The sequence below is a fragment of the Streptomyces sp. NPDC048254 genome (assembly GCF_043201895.1).
Classification (GTDB): Bacteria; Actinomycetota; Actinomycetes; order Streptomycetales; family Streptomycetaceae; genus Streptomyces.
In genome coordinates this window covers 268,712-293,607 of the sequence record NZ_JBICZJ010000010.1, presented here as the reverse complement: position 1 = coordinate 293,607, position 24,896 = coordinate 268,712, and the positions used below count along the sequence as shown (strand labels likewise).

Genomic DNA, 24,896 nt, shown 5'->3' with positions numbered 1-24,896 from the left:
TGAGATGGTCACACCGACGTGCCCGCTCACCACCCAGGGCCCTGCTGACAGCGGGGTGGCGCGATGAACGATCTTCTGCCGTTCGTCATCATCGGCATCGCCTCGGGATCGGTCTACGGCCTTGCCGCGACGGGCCTGGTCCTGACCTACAAGACGTCCGGGATTCTCAACTTCGGCCACGGAGCGGTCGCCACCACCGCCGCGTACGCCTACTACACACTCCATGTGAACCACGGCGTGCCGTGGGGCTGGGCGGCGTTCGTCTCCGTGGGCATCCTGGGGCCGGCACTCGGGCTGCTCCTGGAGCTGATGGCGCGCCGCCTCGCCGATGCGCGGACCGTCCACAAGGTCGTCGCCACAGTCGGCCTGGTTCTCGCGGTCCAGGGGTTCTTCACCGCGAAGTTCGGATCCCAGAGCCAGACGTTCCCCACCTACCTGCCCACGTCGAACGCCTTCACCCTCGCGGATGCCGCGGTGAGCTGGGACCGCGTCATCATCGCCCTGATCGCGCTCGTCTCGACCGCCGCGCTCTCCCTCTTCTTCCGGTTCGCCAGGCTGGGCCTCGCGATGCGGGGAGTCGTGGACAATCCCGAACTGCTCGACACCGCGGGCACGAACCCGGTCGCGGTCCGGCGGTGGGCGTGGATCATCGGCTCGACCTTCGCGTGCATGGCTGGGGTGCTGCTGGCGCCGAGTCTCAGTCTGGACGCACTGCTGCTGACCCTGCTCGTGGTGCAGGCTTTCGGCGCTGCCGCGTTCGGCCTGTTCTCCAGTCTGCCACTCGCGTACGCCGGCGGAATCGTCGTCGGTGTCCTCGCCTCGATTCTCACCCGGTACGGATCGGTGACCCATCCGAACGCCCTGCTCACCGGGTTGCCCCCCAGCGTGCCCTTCCTGGTGCTGTTCGCCGTACTGGTGCTGGCCCCGCGCCGGCGCCTCACCGACATGCGCCTCATCACCCGTCCCGTCGTCGCGAGCCAGTGGCGGACGCCGGGCCGCGTCCAGTTCGGCGGCGGCGCGGTACTCGTCGTCGTCCTCGTCCTGGTCCCGTTCCTGGTGAGCGGCGCCCGCCTGCCCACCTACACGGACGCCCTCACGAAGGTCGTCCTCTTCCTCTCGCTCGGGCTGCTGATCCGGACAGCAGGTCTGGTCTCGCTCTCCCATATGGCGTTCGCCGCGGTCGGAGCGGCGTCGATGGCCCACTTCTCGGGCGGACTCGGGCTGCCCTGGCTGGTCGCTCTGCTGCTCGCCGGGCTGGTCGCCGTGCCGGTGGGCGCCTTCATCGCGATCCCGGCGATCAGGGTGTCCGGGGTCTTCCTGGCGCTCGCGACCTTCGGGTTCGGTATCGCGCTGGAGCAGATGGGCTATCCGCTGAACGTGCTGTTCGGTTCCAGTCCGGACGGGCGTACCGTGCCACGGCCAGGAGGGGATCTCTTCGGCGGCGACCGCGGCTACTACTACCTCGTCCTCGTCTTCGTGCTGCTCGCGTCGGTCGCGGTCGTCCTCATCCATCACAGTCGGCTCGGCCGGCTGCTGCGCGGGCTCGACGACTCCCCCACGGCCCTCGCGACCCACGGTACGAGCGTCAACACGACGCGCGTGCTGGTCTTCTGTGTCTCCGCGTTCATGGCGGCCGTCTACGGAGGCCTGTACGGCGGCGCGATCTCAGCGGTGAACGGCAGTTCGTTCTCCTCGTTCTCCTCGCTCGTCCTGGTGGCCGTCCTCGTTCTCGCGCTCGGTGGCGAACCCTGGTACGCGTTCTTCGCGGCCGCGGCGATGACCCTCCCGGGCGCGTACATCAGCGACGAGAACACCACGTACTGGCTGAACCTCGTCTTCGGAGTGTCGGCGGTACTGGTGTCGCTGACGGGCGGCCCGCAGCCGATTCCGGCACTGCGTCGCTTCCTGGACCGGATCGGCGGTCGAGCGCGCCCCGGAGTCCCCGGGCCGTCAACGGAATCCGCGGAAGCACTGATCGGCACGGAACGTGACGCGGATCTGACAGTACCGGTCAAGCAGCTGAGCGATACCGACGCGGGCGGCCCACCCCACGAGGCCGACCCGTCCAGCGGCGTACGGATCGAGGCGCTGACCGTCCGGTTCGGTGGCAGCGTGGCTGTCAGGGACTTCTCCCTGTCGGCTCCCAAGGGCCGTATCACCGGCCTCATCGGACCCAACGGCGCGGGAAAGACGACCACGTTCAACGTGTGCAGCGGACTGGTGCGGCCGTCGAGCGGCTCCGTGCACCTGCACGGGCGCGACCTCGCCCGCCTCAGCCCCGCGACCCGCGCCCGCCGAGGTCTGGGCCGCACCTTCCAGCGCATGGAGCTCTTCGACTCGATGACGGTGCGGGAGAACATCGCCCTCGGCCGCGAGGCGTCGTTGGCCGGCGCGTGGCCGTGGCGGCACCTCGCCGGCAATCCGGCCGACCGGCTGGCCATCGCCGAGGCGGTCGCCACGGCGGCGGAGACCTGCGGACTGACAGTCCTCCTCGACCAGCCGGTCGGCGGGCTCTCCACCGGGCAGCGCCGCCTGGTCGAGCTGGCCCGCTGCCTGGCGGGCCCCTTCGACACTCTGCTGCTCGACGAACCGTCCTCGGGGCTGAACCGGATCGAGACCGCGCGCTTCGGCGAGGTACTGCGGGAGACGGTGCGGGACCGGACCATCGGCGTACTGATCATCGAGCACGACATGGCGCTGGTGATGGACGTGTGCGACTACCTGTACGTCCTCGACTTCGGGGTGCCGATCTTCGAGGGCACTCCAGCCGAGGTCGCCACCAGCGACATCGTGCGGGCGGCCTATCTGGGCTCGTCCGCTCTGGGCTCGTCCGCTCTGGGCTCGTCCACCGAACTGCCCCAGCAGGCAGGCACCGAGGAGGTGGGACGGTGACGGCCAGTACGAGGGTCACCGGCCAGGACGACCACGGCGAACCGGCGGCGTACGAACCGGCAGCGGACGAACGGACCACGGACGAACCGCCGCTGCTGGAAGTGCGTGGGATCGAGGCCGGGTACGGCGGACTCGGTGTCCTGCGCGATGTGTCCCTCACCGTGCCGCGGAGCAGTGTCGTGGCACTCCTGGGACCCAACGGCGCGGGCAAGACGACTCTGCTGCGGGTGATCTCCGGGCTGCTGCGGCCGACCGCGGGACATATCCGGTTCGACGGCAAGGAAGTCACCGGCACCCGGCCGCACCTGCGCGCTCGGCAGGGGCTGTGCCACATCCCGGAGGGCCGTGGCGTGTATCCGTCCCTCACCGTGCGGGAGAACCTGATGCTGCACACCTGGAAACGGCAGGACCGGGCCGCGGTCGAGCGGGCCGTGGAGCACTTCCCCGCACTGGGAGGGAAGTTGAACCAGCGGGCGGGCGAACTCTCCGGTGGCCAGCAGCAGATGCTGTCCGTGGTCCGCGGCTATCTCGACGAACCGCGTCTGGTCCTCGTCGACGAGGTGTCGATGGGGCTCGCACCGGTCGTCGTCGACCAGATCTACGAGTTCCTCGCGAAGATCATCCAGGAGGGCGCCTCCCTCCTCCTCGTCGAGCAGTACGTCGACAGGGCGCTGGCGGCGGCCGACCGGGTCTGCGTCCTCGCGAAGGGGAGTATCGCGTACGACGGCGAGCCCGCCGGAATCCGCGAGGACATCTTCGAGCACTACCTCGGTGCGGCGTCGGTCTCTCACTGACCGGGCGCCCGGCACGCGTACCAGCGCATGGCGTTCATCAGGCGGTTCATCAGGGGGTTCATCAGGCGTGCCCGCATTCGGGTCGCGCCACGGTCCGGCGGAGAACAGGAGAGGTCATGCCAGTCATACGAGGAAGGTCTGCGCTGCGGATGAGCGGCGCGGCGGTCGCGGTGATGCTGCTCGCGTCGGCCTGCGGAGGCGGTGACGGCCAGGGATCGAGCGCCAAGGCGCGCCCGAAGGTGGCGGCGCCGAAGGGAACGCCGATCGTCATCGGGAGCGTCGGCCACTTCAGCGGGTTCGCCGGCGCGACGTCCAAGTCGTCGCCGGACGCGGTGTCGGCGTGGGCACAGTGGACGAACGACAACGGCGGGATCAACGGCCATCCGGTCAAGGTCGTCGTCAAGGACGACCAGGCGGACCCGGCCAAGTCCCTGGCCGCCGTCAAGAGTCTGGTCGAGCAGGACAAGGTGATCGCACTCGTCGGCAGCCACGAGGCCGGTCTTGAGTCGGTGTGGGAGAAGTACGCGGCCGGCAAGGGGATTCCCGTGCTGGGCGGCTCCTCCAACAGCACCGCCTTCGAGACGAACCCGCTGTTCTTCCCGACGGCCCAGACCGGGGCCAACTACGTCGCCCTGTGGACGAACGCGGCGAAGCTCGCCGGTCACGACAAGGTCGGCGCGATCGGCTGCGCCGAGGTTCCCGCGTGCCAGAACCTGTTCTCCCTGGTGAAGTCGGCCGCTCCCAAGTCTGGGGTGACGTTCGCCGCGGGCCTCGCCATCTCCGCCTCCGCGCCCAGCTACACCTCCCAGTGCCTGAGCCTGCGTGGCAAGGGTGTCGAGGCGGTCATCACCGCGACCTCGCAGGAGGTGACGAACCGCTTCGTCTCCGACTGCGCCAAGCAGGGCTACAAGCCGCTGTTCATGATTCCCGGCCAGAGCTACCAGCCGGACGTGGCGGAGAACCCGGCCTACGAGGGTGCGTACCTGGCCAATGACTCGTTCGACTGGTTCGCCGACGATGCCGCGGCGAAGCAGTTCCGGGAGACGATGAGCGTCTACTCCCCCGACTCCCCGCTGAACACCAGCGCGACGGCGGGCTGGGCGTCCGCGGTGATGTTCGGCAAGGCACTGGCCGAGGCGACCTCCGCGCCGCCCACCTCCGCGGACGTCATCAAGGGCCTGCTGGCCCGGCCGGCGAAGGACACCCTCGACGGGATGATCCCGCCGACCACCTACCACGAGGGGAAGCCCGCCACGGTCGCCGCCTGCGGCTGGTACGCCCAGATCAAGGGAGGGAAGCTCACCGCACCGCACGGAACCAAAGCGATCTGTCTCGCCTGAGGAATCTTGAGGAGCCTTGAGGAACGTTCAGGACAGTGACAGTCGCACCGGGACCGGGTCTCCCGGCGAGCGGCGTTCAAGGGGGAGGAGCACGACCTGGAGGGCCAAGACGGTCTGCCGGCACCCAGGGCGCCTGAGGCGGCTGCGATCACCAGTCGCCCCGGGCGCAGCCGCCGGTAGTAGTCGGCGACGTCCTTTCATTCATACGCGTGATTCATGTAGCAACCTACATGATCTACACTGCTAAAGTGAATGGGTGATCTCGTCCACCTCGACCACCTCCGGCCCGGCGCTGCTCGACGAGCACCGCAACAGCCCCGGCCTCCTGCTCGCCCTGCTGGGGCACGAGGCCATGCGTCGCCTCAGGGACGCACACACCGCCAATGACCTCACGCCACGGCAGTTCCACATCCTCGGGCTGCTCCACGATCGTGGCCCTTTGGCGCAGACCGACCTGGCTGTCGAGACGGACACCGCGGCCAGCGTGCTCGTCACGCAACTCAACCCACTGGAGACCGACGGTCTGGTGGCGCGCACGCGCGATCCCCGCGATCGGCGCCGTCACCTGGTTGTGCTGACCGAAGCGGGGCAGCAGCGGCTGCGAGCCGCGGCGGCCGCCCAGCGGGAGATGGAAGACGACCTCTTCCGCTCGCTGAACGACTCCCAGCGCTCGCAGCTGACGCAGCTCCTTGTTCTGGTGCGAGACGACCTGACCGACGGCAACGAGCACTGCGGCACTCCAACCTCCCTCGACAGAAAGACGCCGTAGGGCGGGCCAGGCGCCGGCCTCGGCGACGACCCGGCCCTCGTGGCGATCAGCGGCCCACCCTCGTCATACCGCGACGACCGTCTTCGCCCCACGAAGCCAGCGGAGGCGGAAAACGCCCCAGGTCTTCTCCTCGCGCGCCCCTGGCCCGCCGAGGGCGATCAGTGAGGGGCGAGGCGGGGGCCTTCGTTGACGTGCGTGCTCGTCGTGGGTGGAGCGCGGAATAGCCATGGCTCATCGCGCCTTGCTGGTAAGCATGCGCATCCTTCGCACCTACGCACGCGTCTACGCCACCGATTTGGATGCGGTACTGGCACCGCTCAGCACCGTTGCCGATGAGCCGATCACAAGTCGCTTCACGATGCCGAACGGCTTGGAGCTGGCCGCCGTCGGCCAGGTTCTGGTAGTGGCGGGGGACGAGCGGTCACTGGAGCCGTACACGGCGACAGCGGCGACACTGATCGTGGACGACCTCGATGAGTGCCAGGTACGTCTTATCCAGACGGGAGCACAGATCGTGCGCGGACCGCAGGCCGTTCCGACCGGGAGGAACCTGACCGCCAAGATGCCTGGTGGCGTCCAGCTCGAATATGTCGAGTGGGACGAGGCCCAGTGGGAACGTGCCGGAGGCCGACCCGCCTAGGGTCTTGCCCCTTCCGGAGTATGTCGCCGCCGTCCGCAGGGCTCCCTGCGAGTGTCAGCCCGGTCTGCGCGCTCGTGTACCGCCGAACGGTCTCTACCGGCGCACCCTCCGGGTCGACCACGGCCCAGGGCACCACGCCCTCCGACGGCACGACCTTGCCCCACCTCGGCAGACGGATCGAACCGGGATCCTGTTCCGCCTTGTCCCACACCCCCTCAAGAACCAGGATCCTTCAGGATCCGTGGACTTACCGCCGAGCCCGGCTCGCGGCGCGTCATCGGCGCTTGCGGAAGAGTGCCTCCTGGGCCAGGCTCGCCACCCGCACGCCGTCGGAGCGGTGTACGGCGCCGGTGTACCATCCGCGCGCTCCGGCGGCGGTGTGCGGTACGAGATCCATGAGCACCCAGTCGTCCATCCGGATGTCGCGGTGGAACCACACCGCGTGGTCCAGGCTCGCCCCGGTGGCGGACGTGCCGTCCTCCAGCGGGGCGAGGCCGGTGGAGAAGTCCGACAGATAGGTCAGTACGCAGGCGTGCAGGAGCGGCGAGTCCGGCAGACGGGCGGTGCAGCGGGTCCAGAAGCGGGTGGGCAGATCGTCCAGGCCGGGGCGGGGCTGCGCCGGGAGCCTTGCCTCGAACGACAGCAACCGGTCCAGCGGCAGGTCGGGAAGGTCTGCGAGGGGCGGAAGTTCGGGGTCCGGGTCGGCTTCGACGTCAACGCCCGCCTCGGCCACCGAGAACGACGCCGACATGGTGAAGATGACCGCACCGTCCTGAAGCGCGACCACGCGACGGGCGGAGAAGGACCGCCCGTCACGGTCCCGCTCCACGCGGAACACCGTAGGCCGGGCCGAGGATCCGCCGCGCAGAAAGTAGCCGTGCAGGGAGTGCGGAACGCGTTCCTGCGGCACGGTGCGGCCTGCTGCCAGCAGGGCCTGCGCCGCCACCTGCCCTCCGTACAGCGGGTACTGGTCGTCGTCGTACACCAACGAGGCACGGTAGACATCCGGTTCGGTCTCCGTCAGTTCGAGGAGATCCAGCACCGTGTGGACGGCAGGAGCCGGCGAAGCCACATCCGGTCGGGCCGGCGCCCAGGTTCCCTTCACTCCGGCCTCGGGCAGCTTCGGCATGGGCCCTCCATTTCCACAGGCAATCGGCCGGGCGCGAGCTACGCCCGGCCGACCCGGCAATTCTGACACTGGCTCCACATAGTGCATCAGGGCAGAGGCATGATTCAAGCAGTCACTTATCACAGTATCTGACAGCCTGTATCCGCAGTGTCTCCGTCCTGTCTCCGTCCTGTCTCTTACCGAAAGCCTGTGTGGAGAGCTCTACGCCCCGGACCCGACACCGTCCGCCGGACTCCAGCGGACGGCGTCCCCGGACTTCTCGATGACCAGGCCGCGTCGGGCCAGCGCGCGCAGGTGAGCGAACGCCTCTCCCACCGCCGCCCGTCGGGCGAGCAGGTCCATCTCCTGCCAGGGCCGGGACCAGCTCATCCGCTCCGCGACGTCCCAGGCCACTTCGCGGCCCTCCCCGAGGGCGGTCAGCACCTCGGCGAATCGCCGATCATGGTGCCCCGCCAACTGCGCGAGGCGACCGCCGAGATCGGTGAACCGGTGCTCGTGCGCCGGCAGCACCTCCAGGGCGTCGCGTTCGGCCAGGCGGTCGAGGGACTCCAGGAAGTCGCCGAGCGTATCCCCGTCCTCGTCCGCCGGCGGTGGGACGTTGGGAGTGATGCGCGGCAGCACATGGTCGCCGGAGAGCAGCAACCGGTGGCGCGGCTCCCAGAAGCAGAGGTGCCCGGGGGTGTGGCCGGGGGTCCAGACGGAGGTGAGGTCCCATCCCGGAACGTCCGGCCGTTCGCCGTCCTCGATCAGCAGGTCGGGCCTCGGGATCTCGCGGGACGCGAGCATCCGCAGGGCGGTGCGCTGTTCGTCGATCGCCGACGTCGGCGCACCGGCGCGGCGCAGCAGTCCGTAGAACGCGGGGGACGGTTCGCTGCCCTCGAACTGCGGGATCACCGCGGCGTCGGCCGGGTGCAGCGACACCCAGGCACCGGACGCCTCGCGGATCCGGTGGGCGAGCCCGTAGTGGTCGGGGTGCACGTGCGTCACCAGGACGCCGCGTATGTCCTCGATACGGCTGCCGAGGGCGACGAGTCCGGCGGACAGGGCGTCGTACGCCTCGTCGTTGTCCCACCCCGCGTCCACGAGGTACGGCCCGGCCGGCGTCTCGAAGACGTAGACGAGGACGTAGCGCAGAGATGTGTTGGGGAGCGGCACAGGCACGCTCCACAGTCCGGGGCGGACGAGTTCGACCGGGGGCAGGGGGCGCTGCGGGCGGGCGGCGGTGCCCGCTCCGGGAGATACAGGAGACGACGGGGATACGGGAGACAAGGGGGGTACGGGAGATACGGGAGGCTGTGCGGCGGGGCTTGTCATGCGACGGGCTTCCTTCGGTCATCGGGGGCTGGCGTCGGGCGTCGGAGCGGCCTTCCGGTCAGCTGGTGAGGCCACCGTCGACCGGCATGATCGCGCCGGTCGTGGCCGACGCCCCTGGCCCGCAGAGCCAGGCGATGGCCTCCGCCACCTCCCGCGGTTCGAGGAGACGATGGACGAGTTGCTGCCCCCGAGCTCCTCGGGGTCGTCCATGCCATAGACGGCGGCGCTGGCGCGCAGCATCTCGCCCCGGGTGGATCCGGGGCACACGGCGTTGGCGGTGACGCCGGTGCCTGCGAGGTCGGCGGCCAGGGAGCGGACGTACCCGATCACGGCCGCCTTGGCGGCGGAGTACGCCCCCAGGCGCAGCATCGCCCGCAGTCCGGCGGCGGAGGAGACGGCGACGAAGCGTCCGTATCCGGCCCTCGTCATGGCCGGGACGGTAGCCTCCGCGAGCCGTCGCACGGAGTGCAGGTTGGCGCTCAGCATGCTGTCCCACACCTCGTCGGGTGTCTGCCAGGCGGGGGCTCCGTGGATGGCTCCGGCCACCGCCGCGGCGGCGGTGGGCGTTCGGCCGTCGAGTGCGTCGGCGAGCCGGGCGGGGAACTTGCGGTCGGCCGCGTCGGCCACACACACCCGGACGTCGGTTGCTCCGGCCGCACGGCACTCGTCCGCCACGGCCTCAAGGTCCTTCTCGGCGGGCATGGGGTAGGCGAGGGCTGGATCGTCACGGCACGCGTCCACGAGGACCAGCGACCAGCCACTCCGCGCCAGGATGCGCGCGGTGGCGGCGCCAATGCCACGCGCCGCTCCGGTGACGACTCCCGTCTGCCCTTCCGCTTCCTTCGATCCGTCCGTTCCTGTCTCGCTCATACGGCCTCCTCCGGTGGGCGCCAGGTGCCGGACACCTGCGGGGCACTTCCCCCGATGATAGATGAACAATTAAACTGATTGACAGGCCATCGAGTTTCACCGAGCTTCACCGAGTTCCGGCGAGCTCTTGGCGATCGGGAGAATCCTTGACGAACGACGATGTTCCTCCGCTGCCTTCCACCTTCCGGCTGCGCGCCGACCCCGGCCTCGCCGTCCTCCAGGACGGCCGGGTCCTGCTCGGCGGCGCCCCCTATCGCCTGATCCGGCTCTCCGAACGCGCGGCCCCGTTGGTCGACGGATGGATCTCCGGGAAGCCGGTGGGCGGCGGGCGGGCTCCGGGCCTGCTGGCCCGGCGGCTCGTCGACGCCGGGATGCTGCATCCGGTGCCGGTGCCGGTTGTCGGCCCCGCACCCGAGGTGACGGTCGTGATCCCCGTACGGGATCGAGCTCTCCAACTCACCCGGTGTCTGGCGGGGTTGACAGCGCAGGACGGCCACATGCGGGTGCTCGTGGTCGACGACGGGTCGCTGGAGCCGGAGGCGGTCGCGCGGGTGGCGTCCGCCGCGGGAGCCGAGTTGGTCCGGCACCGGACCAATCGAGGGCCAGCCGCCGCACGCAACACTGGACTGGAGCTGGCCTCCACCGAGTTGGTCGCCTTCGTCGATTCGGACTGCGTGCCCGACCCCGACTGGCTGGCAGCCCTGTTGCCGCACTTCTCGGATCCGGCGGTGGCGGCAGTGGCACCACGCATCGTCGCGCTCCACCCGGGCTCCTCCGCCACGGGAGCAACGAAAGCAGCAGGCACCGCCCGCGCCACCGGCATGACCCGCATCACCGGCCTGGCCTCGTTCATTGCGGCATACGAGGCAGAACACTCACCCTTGGACATGGGGCCGCAAGAAAGTGTCGTACGGCCGCAGGCCGCGGTGCCGTACGTGCCGAGTGCGGCCTTGGTGGTGCGGCGGGCCGCGGTCGGCGCGGGCTTCGACGCGGACATGCGCGTCGGCGAGGATGTGGACCTGGTGTGGCGGCTCGCGGCCGACGGGCACCGGGTCCGTTACGAGCCTGCGGCGACCGTGCGGCACGAGCACCGGACGCGGCCCGGCGACTGGTTCTCCCGGCGGGTGGACTACGGCAGTTCGGCCGCCCCGCTGGCCCTGCGCCACCCGGGGCGGCTGCCCGCGGTGTCGATGTCCGGCTGGAGCGCGCTGGCCTGGGGGCTGACACTGACGCGGCATCCGGTGGCGGGGGCGGTGGTGGCCGCCGGTAGCACCGCGGCGCTCGCCCGCAAGTTCTCCGCCTGGAACGACCGGCCCTGGCCACTCGCCACGCGACTGGCCGGCGGCGGCACCCTGATGGCGGGCGAACTGCTCGGCCGCACCCTGCTGCGGGCTTGGCTGCCACTCGCCCTGCCCGTCGCCGCGGCGGTGCCGAGACTGAGACTGCCGCTCGCGGCGGCCGCGGTCGCTCCGGCCGTGCTGGCCTACCGCCGCAGCGGCAGCGATAGCGGTCTTGGCGCGGTGCCGTGGGTGACGCTCAAGCTGCTCGACGACGCGGCGTACGGCCTCGGCGTCTGGCGAGGCTGTCTGCACGAGCGCACCGCAGCTCCACTGCGGGGTCGTCTGTGGTGGATATCTGACGATGGCGTCTCGGCAAAGGGCCAAGGCCGGAGGCTCCGCCTCGGTGGCGGCACGAAGGAGGATCCCGATCGGCCCGCTCACCCCTGAGCGCCTGCGGCGAAGCCGTTGCCCAGCTCCTTCAGAGCGGCCTCCAGCAGGACCGGGAGGTCCGCCCCTTCGTGGTCCAGCCATACCTCGTACGCCGCGAGGGCGGCGCCAAGAATCACCTGACCGACGAGCCTCGGCACCGCCGCACACACCACGTCCATTGTGGCAATCGTCGCCGGCCGGCCCGCGAGGTGGCCGAGGATCGCCCCAGGCTGCCGTTTCCCTGGATGCGCTTCGCCCTCTTCTCATCTGACACTAGTATCACTTACTGTTTACGGCATCCGGTGCCAAAAGCCGTCCGTCGGAAGGAACCTCGATGAGTACCGACACCGCCACCCCCGCCACACTCGACGAGGCCGAACTCGATGGGCCCGACGGACTCAATGGGCTCGACGGACTCGACGGACTCGACGGACTCGACGGACTCGACGGACTCGACGAGGAGGATCTGCTCGTGGAGGACGTGTCCATCGACGGCATGTGCGGCGTCTACTGAGCGCCGCCGCTGTCATGACCGAACCCGCCGGTTTCGACCTGCGGCGACCCTGGTCGCTGCACCCGCAAGTGGCAGTGCGCCCCGAGCCCTTCGGCGCCCTGCTGTACCACTTCGGCACGCGCCGACTGTCCTTCCTCAAGGACCCCGATCTGCTGCGGGTGGTGCGCGCCCTGGACGGACAGCCCAGCGCCCGCGCCGCCTGCGCCGAGGCGGGCATCGACCGGGCCCGCCTCCCCGCGTTCGGCCGGGCCCTGGCGACGCTCGCCCGCACCCACATGATCGTCCCGCGCGACGAGCCCGAATTCACCTCGCCCGAGCGCGAGTTGGAGGGAGGAAAAGCCCCGTGACCCGTCTGGTGGAGCACTTCCGTGAGGGGCTCGACGCCCCGATCTGCCTGACCTGGGAGCTGACGTACGCCTGCAACCTCGCCTGCGTGCACTGCCTGTCCAGCTCCGGCCGCCGCGATCCACGCGAACTGACCACCGCCGAGTGCCTTGCGGTGATCGACGAACTGGAGCGCATGCAGGTCTTCTACGTCAACATCGGCGGCGGTGAGCCCACTGTGCGGCCGGACTTCTGGGAGCTCGTCGACTACGCCACCGCGCACCGCGTCGGGGTGAAGTTCTCGACGAACGGCGTGCGGATCACCACCGAGGTCGCCCGGCGCCTGGCCGCGAGCGACTACGTCGATGTACAGATCTCCTTGGACGGTGCCACGGCCGAGGTCAACGACGCGGTACGCGGGGCCGGTTCGTACGACACCGCGATCCGCGCCATGGAGAATCTGGCGGCTGCGGGGTTCCACGGCTTCAAGCTCTCCGTGGTGGCGACCCGGCACAACGTCGGCCAGCTCGACGCGTTCAAGGATCTCGCCGACCGCTTCGGCGCGCAGTTGAGGCTCACCCGGCTGCGCCCCTCGGGACGCGGCGCCGACACCTGGGACGAGTTGCATCCACTGCCGGAACAGCAACGGCAGCTGTACGACTGGCTGGTGGCGCACGGCGAGCAGGTGCTCACGGGCGACTCCTTCTTCCATCTGTCCGCCTACGGCGAGACCCTGCCAGGCCTGAACCTCTGTGGCGCGGGCCGGGTGGTGTGCCTCATCGACCCCGTCGGAGACGTGTACGCCTGCCCGTTCGCCATCCACGACACCTTCAGGGCCGGCAATGTCCGTGAGCCAGGCGGGTTCACCTCGGTGTGGCGGGAGTCGGAGCTGTTCGCCTCGCTGCGGGAGCCGCAGTCCGCCGGGACGTGCACGTCCTGCGGGCACTTCGACGCCTGCCAGGGTGGCTGCATGGCGGCGAAGTTCTTCACCGGCCTGCCGCTGGACGGGCCAGACCCCGAGTGCGTACGAGGGTTCGGGGAAACCGCTCTGGCCGGAGTCGGGGCCGGGCAGACGCCTCGGCCGTCGCAGGACCACTCACGGGCGTCGCAGGACCACTCACGGGCGGCGCAGGGACACTCTCGGGCGTCCCGGCCCGCACGGCCCGTCCCAGTAAGCATCGGTCGCCGCCCGCCGGCAGGAGTCGGACCCGCGCCGACCGGGCACGCGTCCGCCGACCGATCGCCGACCGGAACCACTCCCCTCGACCGTCCGCCCGCAAAGCCGTGCGACGACAGCCCGCTCGCCGGGATCTCCGTGGGTGCGTCTGACGTGATGCGGAGCCGGTTGTGACACTGCTGACCGACGGCATCACCCTGGCCGGACGCCGGGCGCCGTCCCGGGTGCTCTTCGGCCCGCACCCGACCAACCTCGGCACCACCCAGCGCGAGCTGACGCAGCGCCATACCGCCTACTACGAGCGGCGGGCAGCGGGCGGCGCGGGCATCGTGGTGACAGAGACCGCGTCGGTCACCGACGACGACCACCCCTACGAGCGGGCCCCGCTGGCCGCGCGCTGCGAGCAGGGCTGGGCCGAGGTCGGCGAGGCCTGCCACCGGCACGGCGCACTCGTCCTCGCCTCGCTGGGACACGCGGGCGGACAGGGGTCGAGCGCCTACTCGCAGTCCGTGCTGTGGGCTCCCTCCCCCTTCGCCGACGCGGCGAGCCGTGAGCTGCCCGCCGAGATGGAGCAGGAGCAGCTCGACGCCGTGGTCGCCGGTTTCGCCGGGGCCGCTCGCCGCACGGTCCGTGCCGGTCTCGACGGGGTGGAGCTGGACGCCGGGGTGTTCGCGCTGCTGCGGCAGTTCCACTCCGGCCTCACCAATCAGCGCCAGGACGGTTATGGAACGGACCGGCTCCGCCTGACGCGTGAGGTCGTCGCCGCCGTACGGGAGGTGATCGGTGCCGGCCGGGTGCTGGCGCTGCGGCTGTCCTGCGACGAGCTGGCCCCGTGGGCGGGAGTAACGCCGGAGCAGGCCGCTGAGCAGGTGGCGGAGCTGGCGGGCGTACTGGATCTGCTGGTGGTCGTACGCGGTGGCCCGTTCGCGACCTCGGCGTACCGGCCGGACGGCCATACCGAGCCGCAGTTCAACCTGGAACTGTGCCGGGCCATGCGGAAGGCTGCGGGCGGGCGGGTTCCGGTGGTGCTGCAAGGGAGTGTGACCGAGGTGCCCGCCGCCCACGCCGCCCTGGCGGACGGTGCGGCGGACCTGGTCGAGATGACCCGGGCGCAGATCGCCGAACCACGCCTGGTCGAACTGGTCCGGGCGGGTACGCCGGAGCGCATCCGGCCGTGCGTGCTGTGCAACCAGGCGTGCCAGGTCCGGGACAACCGCAACCCGGTCGTCTCGTGCATCGGTGAGCCGGGCAGCGGACACGAGACGGAGCCGGAACACGCCCCGAGGCCGCACGCGTCGGCGGGCGCTCAACCCGTGCTGATCGTCGGCGGCGGTCCCGCTGGTCTTGAGTGCGCCCGGGTACTCGCGTCCCTGGGGCACCAAGTCCGGGTCGCAGAGCGGGCCGAGCGCGCGGGCGGCATGCTGCGCGCCGCCGCGGTGGGAGGCGCGGCGCGGGAACGGCTCGTGCTGCTGGCCGACTGGCTGGAGGACGAGTGCGTACGGCTGGGTGCGCGGATCCTCACAGGGACGGAGATCGGACCGACCGAGTTGGCGGATGCCGAGGACAGGGGTGAGCGGGTGGTGGTGGCCACCGGCTCGCGTCCCGCACGGCGTGCCTGGGCCGCTGCCGGGGTGCCGGAGGCGCTGGAGCCCGTCGCCGTGCGGGACACGCCGAAGCCTGTCTCCGCCCTGAACTCTCCGGAACCCGTCCCCGTGCCAGACACGCCGGAACCCGCCTTCCTGCCGGACGCACCGGAACCCGTCCCCGTGCCAGACACGCCGGAACCCGCCTTCCTGCCGGACGCACCGGAACCCGTCTCCGCCCTGCACTCTCCGGAACACGTCCCCGTGCCAGACACGCCGGAATCCGCCTCCCTGCCGGACGCGCCGCGATCCGTCTCCGTGCTGGACGTGTCCGTCCTCCTCTCGGGCGGGCCGGGGACCCTGCCGCCCGACGGCCCGGTTGTCGTGGACGATCCGGTGGGCGGGCCGATCGGGGTGGCGGTCGCCGAGTGGCTCGCCGGCACCGGCCGGCAGGTTCATCTGGTCACCCAGGACCAGGTCGCCGGGGTGCAGCTGGCGCGGACCGGGGACCTCTCCGATGCCAACGTGCGCCTGCAACGAGCCCAGGTACGACGGGAGTTGCGTGCCCGGCTGCGTGAGCTGCGCGCCGACCGCGTGGTCCTTGAGGACATCTGGACAGGCGGGACGCGAGAGGTGCCGTGCGTCGCGGTCGTCGACTGCGGGCACCGGCTGCCCGAAGAGACGCTGTACCACCTGGCCAAGCCCGGAACATCGCGCGCCGGGGACTGCGTGGCACCGCGCACCGTGTTGGAAGCGGTACTCGAAGGGCGCCGCCTCGCGCTGCGGATCGTCTCGGGCACCGGCCACGCGCCGCCCGTACCCGTCGGCAGGGCCGCGTCGAAGGCGTCCATACCGGCGGTCGCCTCCGTCAGGAGTCACAGCCGATGAGCCGCCAACCCACCCGCTACCGCCACCTGTTCAGCCCGCTGCGTCTCGGCCCGCTGACCGTGCGCAACCGCATCGTATTCTCCGCGCACCTGACCAACTACGCGGCGGACGGCCTCCCCAGTGAGCAGCACGCCGCCTACTACGCCGCCCGCGCGGCCGGCGGCGCCGGTCTCGTCATCACCGAGGAGCACTCGACCCACCCGACCGACTGGCCGTACGAGAAACTCATCCACGGCTTCAACCCGGCGGTGATTCCCGGCTACCGGCGGATCACGGACGCGGTGCACGCGCACGGGGTGCCGATCCTCGCCAGCTCAACCACAACGGCGGCCAGGCGTCGGGGATGTACACCCGGCTGCCGGTGTGGGCGCCGAGTCCCGTGCCGGACCCGCTGTTCCGCGAGGTGCCCAAGGCGGTCGAGACGCACGAGATCCGCGAGATCGTGGCCGGGTACGCGCGCGTGGCCGAACACTGCGCGGCGGGCGGCTTCGACGGGGTGGAGCTGCAGTGCTCGCATCGGGGTGCGCGGTAACGAAGGCGTGGACATCGAGATCCTGGGCTGCACACGCGGCATTCCGGGCGGTGGGTTCCTGTACACCAACGCCGAGACCGTCGCGCTCGGTGTCGTGCTGTCCCTGCCGCAATTGGCCGCGGCGAAGCTCCGGCCCGAGGAGCTCATCGCCGACCTCAAGGAGCACCCGTCGATCGCCCCGTACATCGAGGGCGCGACGCTGAAGGAGTACGGCGCGCACCTCATCCCCGAGGGCGGATACGACCACATGCCACAGCTCGCCGCCGACGGGCTGCTCGTCGCCGGGGACGCCGCGGGGATGTGCCTGGCCGCGGGCATCTGGCTCGAAGGAGTCAACTTCGCCATCGGCTCGGGACTTGCCGCCGGGCAGGCGGCCGCGAGTGCGCTCGACGCGGGCGACACCAGCGCGCGCGGCCTTTCCGGTTATCGGAGCCGCCTGGAGCGCTCCTTCGTGCTGGCCGACCACAAACGGCTGCGCCGCGCCCCGGCGCTCGTCCTCTCCGAGCGTGTCCAGCACCGCTATCCCGGCCTCATGACCGATCTCGCCGAAGGAGTCTTCGCCGTGGACAACCCGCGCCCCAAACCCGGTCTGGTCTCCCTCCTGCGGCAGGCCGCCCGCCGTCACGACGTGCGGCTTCGCGACCTGGCCGCCGACGCGATCCGCGCGGCGCGGGTGTTCCGTTGAGCACCCCCGACAGCGCGCGGTGGGCGGACATCGCCTTCGAGGACCGTATGTCGACCGTCGAGTTCCGGGTCGGCGAGCGGGCGCACATCAGCGTCGACTCCGAGGTGTGCCGGTCGTGCACCACGCGCGCGTGCGTCACGGCTTGCCCCGCCGACCTGTTCGCGCCCACGGCCGACGGCGGAATCCTCTTCAACTACGAGCAGTGCTTCGAGTGCGGCACCTGCTACCAGGTGTGCGACGCCGAAGGCGCGATCACGTGGACGTATCCGGACGGCGGTCACGGTGTCGTCTTCCGGCACGGATGACGACAGCGACCACAACAGCGATGAGGAGGAGCGATGCCGGTGGAAACCGTCCTGGTGTGTGTGCGCCCTGCCGAACCAGCCTCTGACGTCGACCCGTTGAGCGGAGCTGTCTCCCACCGCGCCGGAAACCCGGTGCTGACCGACGCGGACGCGGCGGCGCTGGAGTACGGCCTGCGGCTCGCGGACGCCTGGTCGGCCCGGGTGCACGTCATCGGCATCGGCGGCCCGGAGATCGAGGAGGCGTTGCGGATCGCGGCGGCGCTCGGGGCCGCAACCGTGCGTGTCGAGGCACCGGAGGCAGCGGACCCGACGGCGGACGACCATGCCCGCGCCCAGGCGATCGCCTCGGCCGCCAGGCCGCTGTCGTCCGTCCGCCTGGTGCTGTGCGGGGACGGGTCGGCCGATGGCGGGACCGGAGCGCTGCCCGCGTTCCTCGCCCACGAACTGGGCGCGGCGCAGGCGTTGGGCCTGACCCGTCTGGAACTGCGGGAGGCTGACGGGGCGCTGGTCGGGGAGCGGCGTCTCGACGGTGGCCGGCGAGAAGTGCTGCGCGTGCCGCCGGGTGCGGTGTGCTCGGTCGAGGCCGCGGGCGTACGACTGCGCAGGGCCGCGCTGCCCGCGGTGCTCCGCGCGGCGCGGGCTCCGGTGGAGTCCATCGCGTCGGCAGACGGTCGGACGTCGTCGACGGGGACTGTGACGGCCGGACCGCCACGGCCCGCCCGCCCCCGTACCCGCGTCGTGGCGCCCCCGGACGGAACCGCGCCGCGTGACCGGCTGCGGGCGCTGACCGGTGTGCAGGCCCCGCATCACGCACCGGAGTCGATCGGTCCCGTGGACGCGGTCAAGGCCGCCGACGCGCTCCTGGACTTCCTCCGGGAGCGCGGTTACCTGGACGCATCGGCCCTGGCGGACACCCCACGGGACACGCCCCGATGACCGCGCTGTCCGACCTGACCTGGCAGGACGCCGGGCGCCTGCGCTCGGCGATCCTCGCGGTGCCGCTGGGGGCGACCGAGCAGCACGGTCCGCACCTGCCGCTGTCGACGGACACCGATGTCGCCGTCGCGCTGGCCGGTGAACTGGCCCTGCGGCGCGACGACGTCCTGGTCGGGCCCGCCGTCCCCTACGGCTCCAGCGGTGAGCACGCGGACTTCCCGGGGACCCTGTCCATCGGCCAACAGGCCCTGGAGCTGGTGCTCCTTGAGCTCGGGCGTTCGGCATCGGCGTCGTTCGGCCGACTGCTGTTCGTGAACGGCCACGGCGGCAACCTCGAACCGCTGCGCCAGGCCGTGCAGCGGCTCCGGCGGGAAGGGCGCGACGTGCTGTCCTGGTCCCCGCGTTGGCGCGGTGACGCGCACGCCGGGCGCACCGAGACCTCCGTGCAGCTCGCGCTGACGCCCGGCCGGGTACGGCAGGACCTGGCCGAGGCCGGAGCCGTCGGCCCGCTGGCGGAACTGCTGCCCGCCCTGCGCGAGTCCGGAGTGCGCGCGGTGAGCGCCAACGGCGTGCTCGGTGATCCGGCCGGCGCCTCGGCCGAGACCGGCCGGGCCCTGCTGTCCGCCGCCGTGGAGGATCTCGTCGCCATGGTCGGCGCGTGGACGACCCGCGGATGACCTGCGGGCTCCCCGCCCGTGCGACAGACAGGGAGCCGGCCAGGCGCGTTCAGGCTTGCAGCTGCCCCTCGATGGCCTCGACGACCTCCGCGGCTTCCGGGTCGACCAGCGGCCGGAAGCGGGCGACGGGCTCGCCCTGCGGGGAGATCAGGAACTTCTCGAAGTTCCACTTGATGTCACCCGCCTCGCCCTCGGCGTCGGCGATCTTCGTCAGCTCGCCGTACAGCGGGTGCCGGTTCTCGCCGTTGACGTCGGTCTTCTCAAGCAGCGGGAAGGTGACACCGTACGTCGCCGAGCAGAAGGTCTGGATGTCCTCGGCGCTGCCCGGCTCCTGCCCGTGGAACTGGTTGCACGGTACGCCGAGGACGGTGAACCCCCGGTCGCCGTACTGCTGTTGCAGGCGCTCCAGAGCGGCGTACTGCGGCGTGAGGCCGCACTTGGAGGCGACGTTCACCACCAGGACGGCCGTGCCTTTGTAGGAGTCGAGCGTGGTCGGTTCACCGGACAGGGTGCGCAGCGGAATGTCGTACAGAGTCATCAGGCCTTCTCTCGGCGTCGGGCTGTCGGCGTCAGGTGAGCAGAACCGCCTGCTCGGGACAGGATCGGGCGGCGAGTCGGGCATCGGTGAGCTGCCGGCCCTCGGGGCGGGGGACGGTCACCGTCCCGTAGCCGTCCTCGTCGTCGGCGAACAGGTCCGGTGCGATGTCGAAGCAGCGGCCGTGACCGACGCACATCTCTGAGTCGATACGCAGTTCGCTCATGGCGTCGGCCCCGCGCCAACGGTCCAGGTGTCCTGGCCGTCGAGGAGCGCCTGAAGGCCGACCGGGCGCGCCTTCCGCTCCTCGGTGACCTGTCGCCTGGCCTGGTCGTCGTAGGTCGGCCGGGCCACGGAGCGGAAGATGCCGGTGACGGTGTGATTGAGGTCGGAGCCGGTCAGCCGGGAGAGGGCGAAGGCGTACGAGGGGTCGTCCACGGTGGTGTCGTGCACGACGATGTCGTCCTCGCTCACCTCGTCCGCGCGGGCCACGCGCAGACCGGCGTACCGGCCCCGGACCACGGCCCATTCGTTGTCGCGGCCGAAGCGGACGGGTTCGCCGTGCCGCAGCCCGATGAGGTGCTGCTCGCGCTCCCCGGGCTCCTTGAGCAGGTCGAAGGCGCCGTCGTTGAAGATCGGGCAGTTCTGGTAGATCTCCACGAGCGCGCTGCCGCGATGGGCCGCCGCTGCGGCGAGCACCTCGGTGAGCTGCTTGCGGTCCGAGTCCAGCGCCCGGGCGACGAAGGTGGCCTCGGCGCCCAGGGCGAGCGAGACCGGGTTGAAGGGCGCGTCGAGCGAGCCCATCGGTGTCGACCTGGTGACCTTGCCGACCTCCGAAGTCGGGCTGTACTGGCCCTTGGTGAGGCCGTAGATCCGGTTGTTGAAGAGCAGGATCTTGAGGTTGACGTTGCGGCGCAGGGTGTGGATGAGGTGGTTGCCGCCGATGGACAGCGCGTCGCCGTCGCCGGTCACCACCCAGACACTCAGGTCGGGCCGGGCCACGGCAAGACCGGAGGCGATCGCCGGGGCGCGTCCGTGGATGGAGTGGAAGCCGTAGGTGTCCAGGTAGTACGGGAAGCGGGACGAGCAGCCGATGCCGGAGACGAACGCGATGTTCTCGCGCTTGAGTCCGAGTTTGGGCAGGAAGGCCTGCACGGCCGCGAGGACCGCGTAGTCGCCGCAGCCGGGGCACCAGCGCACTTCCTGGTCGGACTTGTAGTCCTTGGCCGACTGGCGCGCGCTGTCGGTGGGTACGCCGTCCAGTCCGCCCACGGTGGGCAGGCCGAGGTCGGTCACGGTCACGAGGACCCCTCCTTGATGATGCGGGTCAGCACGCTCGCCAGTTCCTCGGCCAGGAAGGGCAGCCCGGCGACCTTCGAGTAACTCTCCACGTCCACCAGGTACCTGGCCCGCAGCAGGGACGCGAGCTGGCCGAGGTTCATCTCCGGCACGACCACATGCCGGTAGCGGCCGAGGACTTCGCCGAGGTCCGCCGGGAGCGGGTTGAGGTGACGCAGATGGGCATGGGCGACCTTCAGGCCGGCCTGCCGGACGCGGCGTGCGGCGGCGCCGATGGGTCCGTAAGTGGAGCCCCAGCCGACGACCAGGACGTCGGCGATGCCTGACGGATCGTCAAGCTCTGTGTCCGGTACCCGGATTCCGTCGATCTTGGCCTGCCGCAGCCGTACCATCCGGTCGTGGTTGTCGGGGTCGTAGGAGATGTCGCCCCGGCCGTCGGACTTCTCCAGGCCGCCGATGCGGTGGGCGAGACCGGGGGTGCCGGGTACCGCCCAGGGGCGGGCGAGGGTCTCGGGGTCGCGCAGGTAGGGCCAGAACTCACCTGATCCGTCGGGGGCGTTGGCGGCGTCGGCGAACTCGGGCGTCAGGTCGGGCAGGGTGGCGGCGTCCGGGATGCGCCAGGGCTCGGAGCCGTTGGCGATCGCGCCGTCCGAGAGGAGCAGTACCGGGGTGCGGTAGGTCAGCGCAATCCGGGCGGCCTCCAGCGCGGTGTCGAAGCAGTCCGCGGGCGAGCGCGGGGCGAGCACGGCCACCGGGGACTCCCCGTTGCGGCCGTGCATGGCCTGGAGGAGGTCGGCCTGCTCGGTCTTGGTGGGCAGACCGGTGGACGGGCCGCCGCGCTGCACGTCGATGACGAGCAGCGGGAGTTCGGTCATCACCGCGAGCCCGATCGTCTCGGACTTGAGCGCGATGCCGGGCCCCGACGTGGTGGTCACCCCCAGCGCCCCGCCGTAGGAGGCGCCGAGCGCCGCGCCGATGCCGGCGATCTCGTCCTCGGCCTGGAAGGTCGTGACCCCGAAGTTCTTGTGCTTGGACAGCTCGTGCAGGATGTCGCTGGCCGGGGTGATGGGGTACGTGCCGAGCAGGACCGGCAGCCCTGAGCACTGGCCGGCCGCGACGATCCCGTACGCGAGCGCGGTGTTGCCGGTGATCTGCCGGTAGGTGCCCTGCGGCAGACCGGCGGGCGCGACCTCGTACGAGACGGCGAAGGCCTCGGTGGTCTCGCCGTAGTTCCAACCCGCCCGGAAGGCAAGGATGTTGGCGTCCGCGAGATCCGGCCTTCTGGCGAACTTCTCCCGCAGGAACTGTTCGGTGCCGTCCGTGGCGCGGCCGTACATCCAGGACACCAGGCCCAGCGCGAACATGTTCTTCGCCCGCTCGGCGTCCTTCTTCCCGACCTCGGTCTCGGACAGGGCGCCGAGGGTGAGCGAGGTCATGGCGACCGCGTGCACCTGATAGCCGGCCAGGGTGTCGTCGTCCAGCGGCGAGGTGTCGTATCCGACCTTGGTCAGGTTGCGGGTGGTGAAGGCGTCGGTGTTGACGATGAGGGTGCCGCCGGAGGGCAGGTCCGCCAGGTTGGCCTTCAGCGCGGCGGGGTTCATCGCCACCAGGACGTCAGGACGGTCGCCGGGGGTGAGGATGTCGTAGTCGGCGAAGTGGACCTGGAAGCTGGAGACGCCGGGGATGGTGCCCTGGGGGGCGCGGATCTCGGCGGGGAAGTTGGGCAGGGTCGCGAGGTCGTTGCCGAGGGCCGCCGCGTCGGAGGTGAACCGGTCGCCCGTCAGCTGCATGCCGTCGCCGGAGTCGCCCGCGAAGCGGATCACGGCCCGGTGCAGCGGCTGCGGCTCGGCGGCCTCCGTGGAATCAGTGGCCTCCGCGGGATCAGTGGGATCAGTGGGATCAGTCGTCTCGGTGGTCATCGCGGCAGCCCCAGGACCCGGTCGCCGATGATGTTGCGCATGACCTCGGAGGTGCCGCCGCCGATCGAGAGGGAGAAGGAGTAGAGGTAGTTGCCGCTCCACCCGCCCGGCTCCCAGCGGCTGCGGAAGCGCAGCGCGTCGGCGCCGAGCAGGTCGAAGGCCAACTCGTAGACCCGGCGGGCGACTTCCGCGTAGTATAGCTTGATCAGCGACCCTTCCGGGCCGGGTGTCGCCGTCCGGGCGTTGCGGGAGATGCCCGCGTACGTCATGGCGCGCAGGGCGGAGACCTCGGCCCGTGCCGTGGCGAGGCGCCGGGCGAACTCGTCGTCCGCGAGGGCGGGGCGGCGGCCGTCGGGGCCGATGCGCTGCCCGGCCAGTTCGTACAGTTCCTCCACGGTGCGGGCGAGCCGGACCTGGTTCGCGGTGAAGGACGTGCCCCGCTCGAAGCCGAGGGTGGACATGGCCACGCTCCAGCCGCCGCCGAGCTCACCCACCACGTTGGCGAGGGGAATGCGCACCTCGTCGTAGTAGACCTCGCAGAACTCTTCCCCGTCGTCCATCGTGCGGATGGGCCGTACCTCGATGCCGGGGCTGTGCATGTCGCAGATGACCCAGGTGATGCCGTCGTGCTTGCGGTCGCCCCGGCCGGTGCGCACCAGGAGTTCCTGCCAGTCGGCGACATGGGCGAAGCTGGTCCAGATCTTCTGGCCGGTGACCACCAGCTCGTCGCCGTCGATCTCGGCCCGGGTGCTGAGCGAGCCCAGGTCGGAGCCGGCGTCGGGCTCGGAGAAGCCCTGGCACCAGACGACGTCGCCGCGCAGGATGGGGCGCAGATGGGCGGCCTTGTGCTGTTCGGAGGCCCGTGCCATCAGCGTCGGCCCCGCGTGGTTCAGGCCCACGAAGCAGCTGTCGATGCCGGGCTGGCCGGCCAGTGCGTACTCCTCGTACCAGATGAGCTGTTGGATCAGGGAGAGGCCGCGGCCTCCGTACTGCTCGGGCCAGGAGATGCCGGCCCAGCCTCCGTCCCACTGGCGGCGCTGCCAGGCGAGGTCGTGCTCGCGCATGGCGCGGCCGTCCGTCGGCCTGGTCTCGCGCGGGGCGTTCTCCCGCAGCCAGGTCCTCACTTCGTCCCGGAACTCGGTCTCCTGGGGCGAAAAGCCGAGATCCATCGGCTCTCTCCTTGTCGTCTGGGGGAATCGCTGCGTCTGCGTCGTCGTCTCTTCGGGGAGGGCTGTGCACGCAGCGGCGCTCAGCGCAGCCGGGGCTCGGTCCTGCGGCCGTTGTGGCGTGGCCCGCCTCCTGGATTGCCGATGCGCGGATAGACGAGCCCGTTGCGCAGGGCCACCGAGGTCGGCTGGTCGAGGGATTCCCAGATGGCTCGGACCGTGCCCTGGATGGCCTCGGGGCGGCGCCCGGCGATCTCGTCCGCGAGCCGCGCGGCGTGATCCCAGAGGTCCTCGCGGGGGACGATCTCGGTGACCAGGCCAAGGCGCAGGGCCGTGTCGGCGGTCAGCCGCTCCTCGTTGCCGGACAGCGCCCAGCGCAGTACGTCACCGAGGGGCACACCGCGTTGAAGCATCCCGATCGGTTCGAGGGCGGAGACGATGCCCCCGCTGGCGTGCGGGTCGAAGAAGGTGGCGTCGTCGGAGCAGATGACGATGTCGGCCTCGTTGAGGAAGTACATGGCGCCGCCCGCGGCCATGCCGTGGACGGCGGCGACGACCGGCTTCCAGACTTTCTGTTGCTTGGGCCCGAGGCGGGTGCCGGGGTCCTCCTGCGACCAGAAGCCGCGGTCGGTCCACCAAGGGCCTTCGCGGACATCCATGCCGGTACAGAAGGCGCGGTCACCGGCCGCCCGCAGGACGACGGCGTGCACCGCGTCGTCCTCCCTGATCCGGCGCCAGACGTCGGCCATCTCGTCGGTCATGCGCTCGTTGAACGCGTTGAGGCTCTCGGGCCGGTTCAAGGTCACCGTCGCGACGTGATCCCGCAGGTCGAAGAGGATGGTCTCGTACGGTCCGGGGCTGGTCATGCGGCTCCACAGGGACAGCGGTGGTGCCGCGGT

25 protein-coding genes and 2 pseudogenes are annotated in these 24,896 nt (G+C 70.9%); 16 read left to right on the top strand and 11 right to left on the bottom strand.

What is annotated here, in order from left to right; all coding sequences use genetic code 11:
* Positions 1-63: 63 nt before the first annotated feature.
* From ACGFZQ_RS28205 to ACGFZQ_RS28185, 5 genes are all read left to right on the top strand, one after another.
* Positions 64-2,892 (top strand): ATP-binding cassette domain-containing protein, encoded by a 2,829-nt coding sequence (locus ACGFZQ_RS28205; protein WP_393842662.1) that lies wholly within the window; start codon positions 64-66, stop codon positions 2,890-2,892.
* Complete coding sequence (locus tag ACGFZQ_RS28200; protein ID WP_393842661.1) at positions 2,889-3,686, top strand: ABC transporter ATP-binding protein; 798 nt, start codon at positions 2,889-2,891, stop codon at positions 3,684-3,686. The genes ACGFZQ_RS28205 and ACGFZQ_RS28200 overlap by 4 nt, the downstream gene beginning before the upstream one ends.
* Positions 3,687-3,802: 116 nt before the next feature.
* Positions 3,803-5,026, top strand: coding sequence for an ABC transporter substrate-binding protein (locus ACGFZQ_RS28195; protein ID WP_393842660.1), 1,224 nt, complete (start codon positions 3,803-3,805; stop codon positions 5,024-5,026).
* A gap of 256 nt (positions 5,027-5,282) precedes the next feature.
* A complete protein-coding gene (locus ACGFZQ_RS28190; protein ID WP_393842659.1) occupies positions 5,283-5,795 on the top strand; it encodes a MarR family winged helix-turn-helix transcriptional regulator in 513 nt (170 codons plus the stop codon).
* Positions 5,796-6,021: 226 nt separating this feature from the next.
* Positions 6,022-6,435, top strand: a complete 414-nt coding sequence (locus tag ACGFZQ_RS28185; RefSeq protein WP_393842658.1) for a hypothetical protein — start codon at positions 6,022-6,024, stop codon at positions 6,433-6,435.
* A gap of 274 nt (positions 6,436-6,709) precedes the next feature.
* Here ACGFZQ_RS28185 and ACGFZQ_RS28180 read toward each other — a convergent pair whose 3' ends face one another.
* The 4 genes and pseudogenes from ACGFZQ_RS28180 to ACGFZQ_RS28165 form a co-directional block, all read right to left on the bottom strand.
* Positions 6,710-7,564 (bottom strand): acyl-CoA thioesterase, encoded by an 855-nt coding sequence (locus tag ACGFZQ_RS28180; RefSeq protein ID WP_393842657.1) that lies wholly within the window; start codon positions 7,562-7,564, stop codon positions 6,710-6,712.
* A 201-nt stretch (positions 7,565-7,765) separates the two neighbouring features.
* Positions 7,766-8,719 carry an MBL fold metallo-hydrolase gene (locus tag ACGFZQ_RS28175; protein ID WP_393842656.1) on the bottom strand — a complete coding sequence of 318 codons (954 nt, stop codon included), beginning with the start codon at positions 8,717-8,719 and terminating at the stop codon, positions 7,766-7,768.
* A 217-nt stretch (positions 8,720-8,936) separates the two neighbouring features.
* Positions 8,937-9,026, bottom strand: a complete 90-nt coding sequence (locus ACGFZQ_RS28170; RefSeq protein ID WP_393842797.1) for a hypothetical protein — start codon at positions 9,024-9,026, stop codon at positions 8,937-8,939.
* A 140-nt stretch (positions 9,027-9,166) separates the two neighbouring features.
* A pseudogene (locus ACGFZQ_RS28165) lies at positions 9,167-9,748 on the bottom strand (SDR family NAD(P)-dependent oxidoreductase); the annotation flags it as partial.
* Positions 9,749-9,894: 146 nt separating this feature from the next.
* Here ACGFZQ_RS28165 and mftF point away from each other — a divergent pair.
* Entirely contained in the window at positions 9,895-11,475 is a 1,581-nt protein-coding gene (gene mftF, locus ACGFZQ_RS28160; RefSeq protein WP_393842655.1) for a mycofactocin biosynthesis glycosyltransferase MftF, read from the top strand.
* Here the strand turns inward: mftF and ACGFZQ_RS28155 are convergent.
* The gene (locus tag ACGFZQ_RS28155; RefSeq protein ID WP_393842654.1) at positions 11,466-11,636 is read right to left on the bottom strand and encodes a hypothetical protein; all 171 of its coding nucleotides are present in this window, start codon (positions 11,634-11,636) and stop codon (positions 11,466-11,468) included. The genes mftF and ACGFZQ_RS28155 overlap by 10 nt on opposite strands.
* Before the next feature lie 155 nt (positions 11,637-11,791).
* On the opposite strand from ACGFZQ_RS28155, the gene mftA reads away from it, so the two are divergent.
* From mftA to mftE, 10 genes and pseudogenes are all read left to right on the top strand, one after another.
* Positions 11,792-11,971, top strand: coding sequence for a mycofactocin precursor MftA (gene mftA / locus ACGFZQ_RS28150; protein ID WP_393842653.1), 180 nt, complete (start codon positions 11,792-11,794; stop codon positions 11,969-11,971).
* 14 nt (positions 11,972-11,985) lie between these two features.
* Entirely contained in the window at positions 11,986-12,318 is a 333-nt protein-coding gene (gene mftB / locus ACGFZQ_RS28145; protein ID WP_393842652.1) for a mycofactocin biosynthesis chaperone MftB, read from the top strand.
* Positions 12,315-13,646, top strand: coding sequence for a mycofactocin radical SAM maturase (gene mftC / locus ACGFZQ_RS28140; RefSeq protein ID WP_393842651.1), 1,332 nt, complete (start codon positions 12,315-12,317; stop codon positions 13,644-13,646). The genes mftB and mftC overlap by 4 nt, the downstream gene beginning before the upstream one ends.
* Positions 13,643-15,943, top strand: a complete 2,301-nt coding sequence (locus ACGFZQ_RS28135; RefSeq protein WP_393842650.1) for a mycofactocin system FadH/OYE family oxidoreductase 1 — start codon at positions 13,643-13,645, stop codon at positions 15,941-15,943. The genes mftC and ACGFZQ_RS28135 overlap by 4 nt, the downstream gene beginning before the upstream one ends.
* Positions 15,940-16,182, top strand: a pseudogene (locus tag ACGFZQ_RS28130) (mycofactocin system FadH/OYE family oxidoreductase 2); the annotation flags it as partial. The gene ACGFZQ_RS28135 and the pseudogene ACGFZQ_RS28130, both read left to right, overlap by 4 nt.
* 104 nt (positions 16,183-16,286) lie before the next feature.
* Positions 16,287-16,475, top strand: a complete 189-nt coding sequence (locus ACGFZQ_RS28125; RefSeq protein WP_393842809.1) for a hypothetical protein — start codon at positions 16,287-16,289, stop codon at positions 16,473-16,475.
* A gap of 7 nt (positions 16,476-16,482) precedes the next feature.
* Positions 16,483-17,160, top strand: coding sequence for a hypothetical protein (locus ACGFZQ_RS28120; RefSeq protein ID WP_393842808.1), 678 nt, complete (start codon positions 16,483-16,485; stop codon positions 17,158-17,160).
* A complete protein-coding gene (locus ACGFZQ_RS28115) occupies positions 17,157-17,465 on the top strand; it encodes a ferredoxin family protein (RefSeq protein WP_393842649.1) in 309 nt (102 codons plus the stop codon). The genes ACGFZQ_RS28120 and ACGFZQ_RS28115 overlap by 4 nt, the downstream gene beginning before the upstream one ends.
* Before the next feature lie 33 nt (positions 17,466-17,498).
* The gene (locus ACGFZQ_RS28110; RefSeq protein ID WP_393842648.1) at positions 17,499-18,401 is read left to right on the top strand and encodes a mycofactocin-associated electron transfer flavoprotein beta subunit; all 903 of its coding nucleotides are present in this window, start codon (positions 17,499-17,501) and stop codon (positions 18,399-18,401) included.
* A complete protein-coding gene (gene mftE, locus ACGFZQ_RS28105; RefSeq protein ID WP_393842647.1) occupies positions 18,398-19,078 on the top strand; it encodes a mycofactocin biosynthesis peptidyl-dipeptidase MftE in 681 nt (226 codons plus the stop codon). Before ACGFZQ_RS28110 ends, mftE begins: the two co-directional genes overlap by 4 nt.
* 49 nt (positions 19,079-19,127) lie before the next feature.
* On the opposite strand, the gene ACGFZQ_RS28100 is transcribed toward mftE, so the two are convergent.
* The 6 genes from ACGFZQ_RS28100 to ACGFZQ_RS28075 form a co-directional block, all read right to left on the bottom strand.
* Positions 19,128-19,616: a glutathione peroxidase gene (locus tag ACGFZQ_RS28100; protein WP_393842646.1), complete on the bottom strand. Its 489-nt coding sequence runs from the start codon at positions 19,614-19,616 to the stop codon at positions 19,128-19,130.
* A gap of 31 nt (positions 19,617-19,647) precedes the next feature.
* Positions 19,648-19,839, bottom strand: coding sequence for a ferredoxin (locus ACGFZQ_RS28095; RefSeq protein WP_393842645.1), 192 nt, complete (start codon positions 19,837-19,839; stop codon positions 19,648-19,650).
* On the bottom strand, positions 19,836-20,915 hold the full coding sequence (locus ACGFZQ_RS28090) for a 2-oxoacid:ferredoxin oxidoreductase subunit beta (protein ID WP_393842644.1): 1,080 nt from the start codon (positions 20,913-20,915) through the stop codon (positions 19,836-19,838). Before ACGFZQ_RS28090 ends, ACGFZQ_RS28095 begins: the two co-directional genes overlap by 4 nt.
* A complete protein-coding gene (locus ACGFZQ_RS28085; RefSeq protein ID WP_393842643.1) occupies positions 20,912-22,831 on the bottom strand; it encodes a 2-oxoacid:acceptor oxidoreductase subunit alpha in 1,920 nt (639 codons plus the stop codon). The genes ACGFZQ_RS28090 and ACGFZQ_RS28085 overlap by 4 nt, the downstream gene beginning before the upstream one ends.
* Positions 22,828-24,000, bottom strand: coding sequence for an acyl-CoA dehydrogenase family protein (locus ACGFZQ_RS28080; protein WP_393842642.1), 1,173 nt, complete (start codon positions 23,998-24,000; stop codon positions 22,828-22,830). Before ACGFZQ_RS28080 ends, ACGFZQ_RS28085 begins: the two co-directional genes overlap by 4 nt.
* Before the next feature lie 80 nt (positions 24,001-24,080).
* Positions 24,081-24,863, bottom strand: a complete 783-nt coding sequence (locus tag ACGFZQ_RS28075) for an enoyl-CoA hydratase/isomerase family protein (RefSeq protein WP_393842641.1) — start codon at positions 24,861-24,863, stop codon at positions 24,081-24,083.
* Positions 24,864-24,896: the final 33 nt, after the last annotated feature.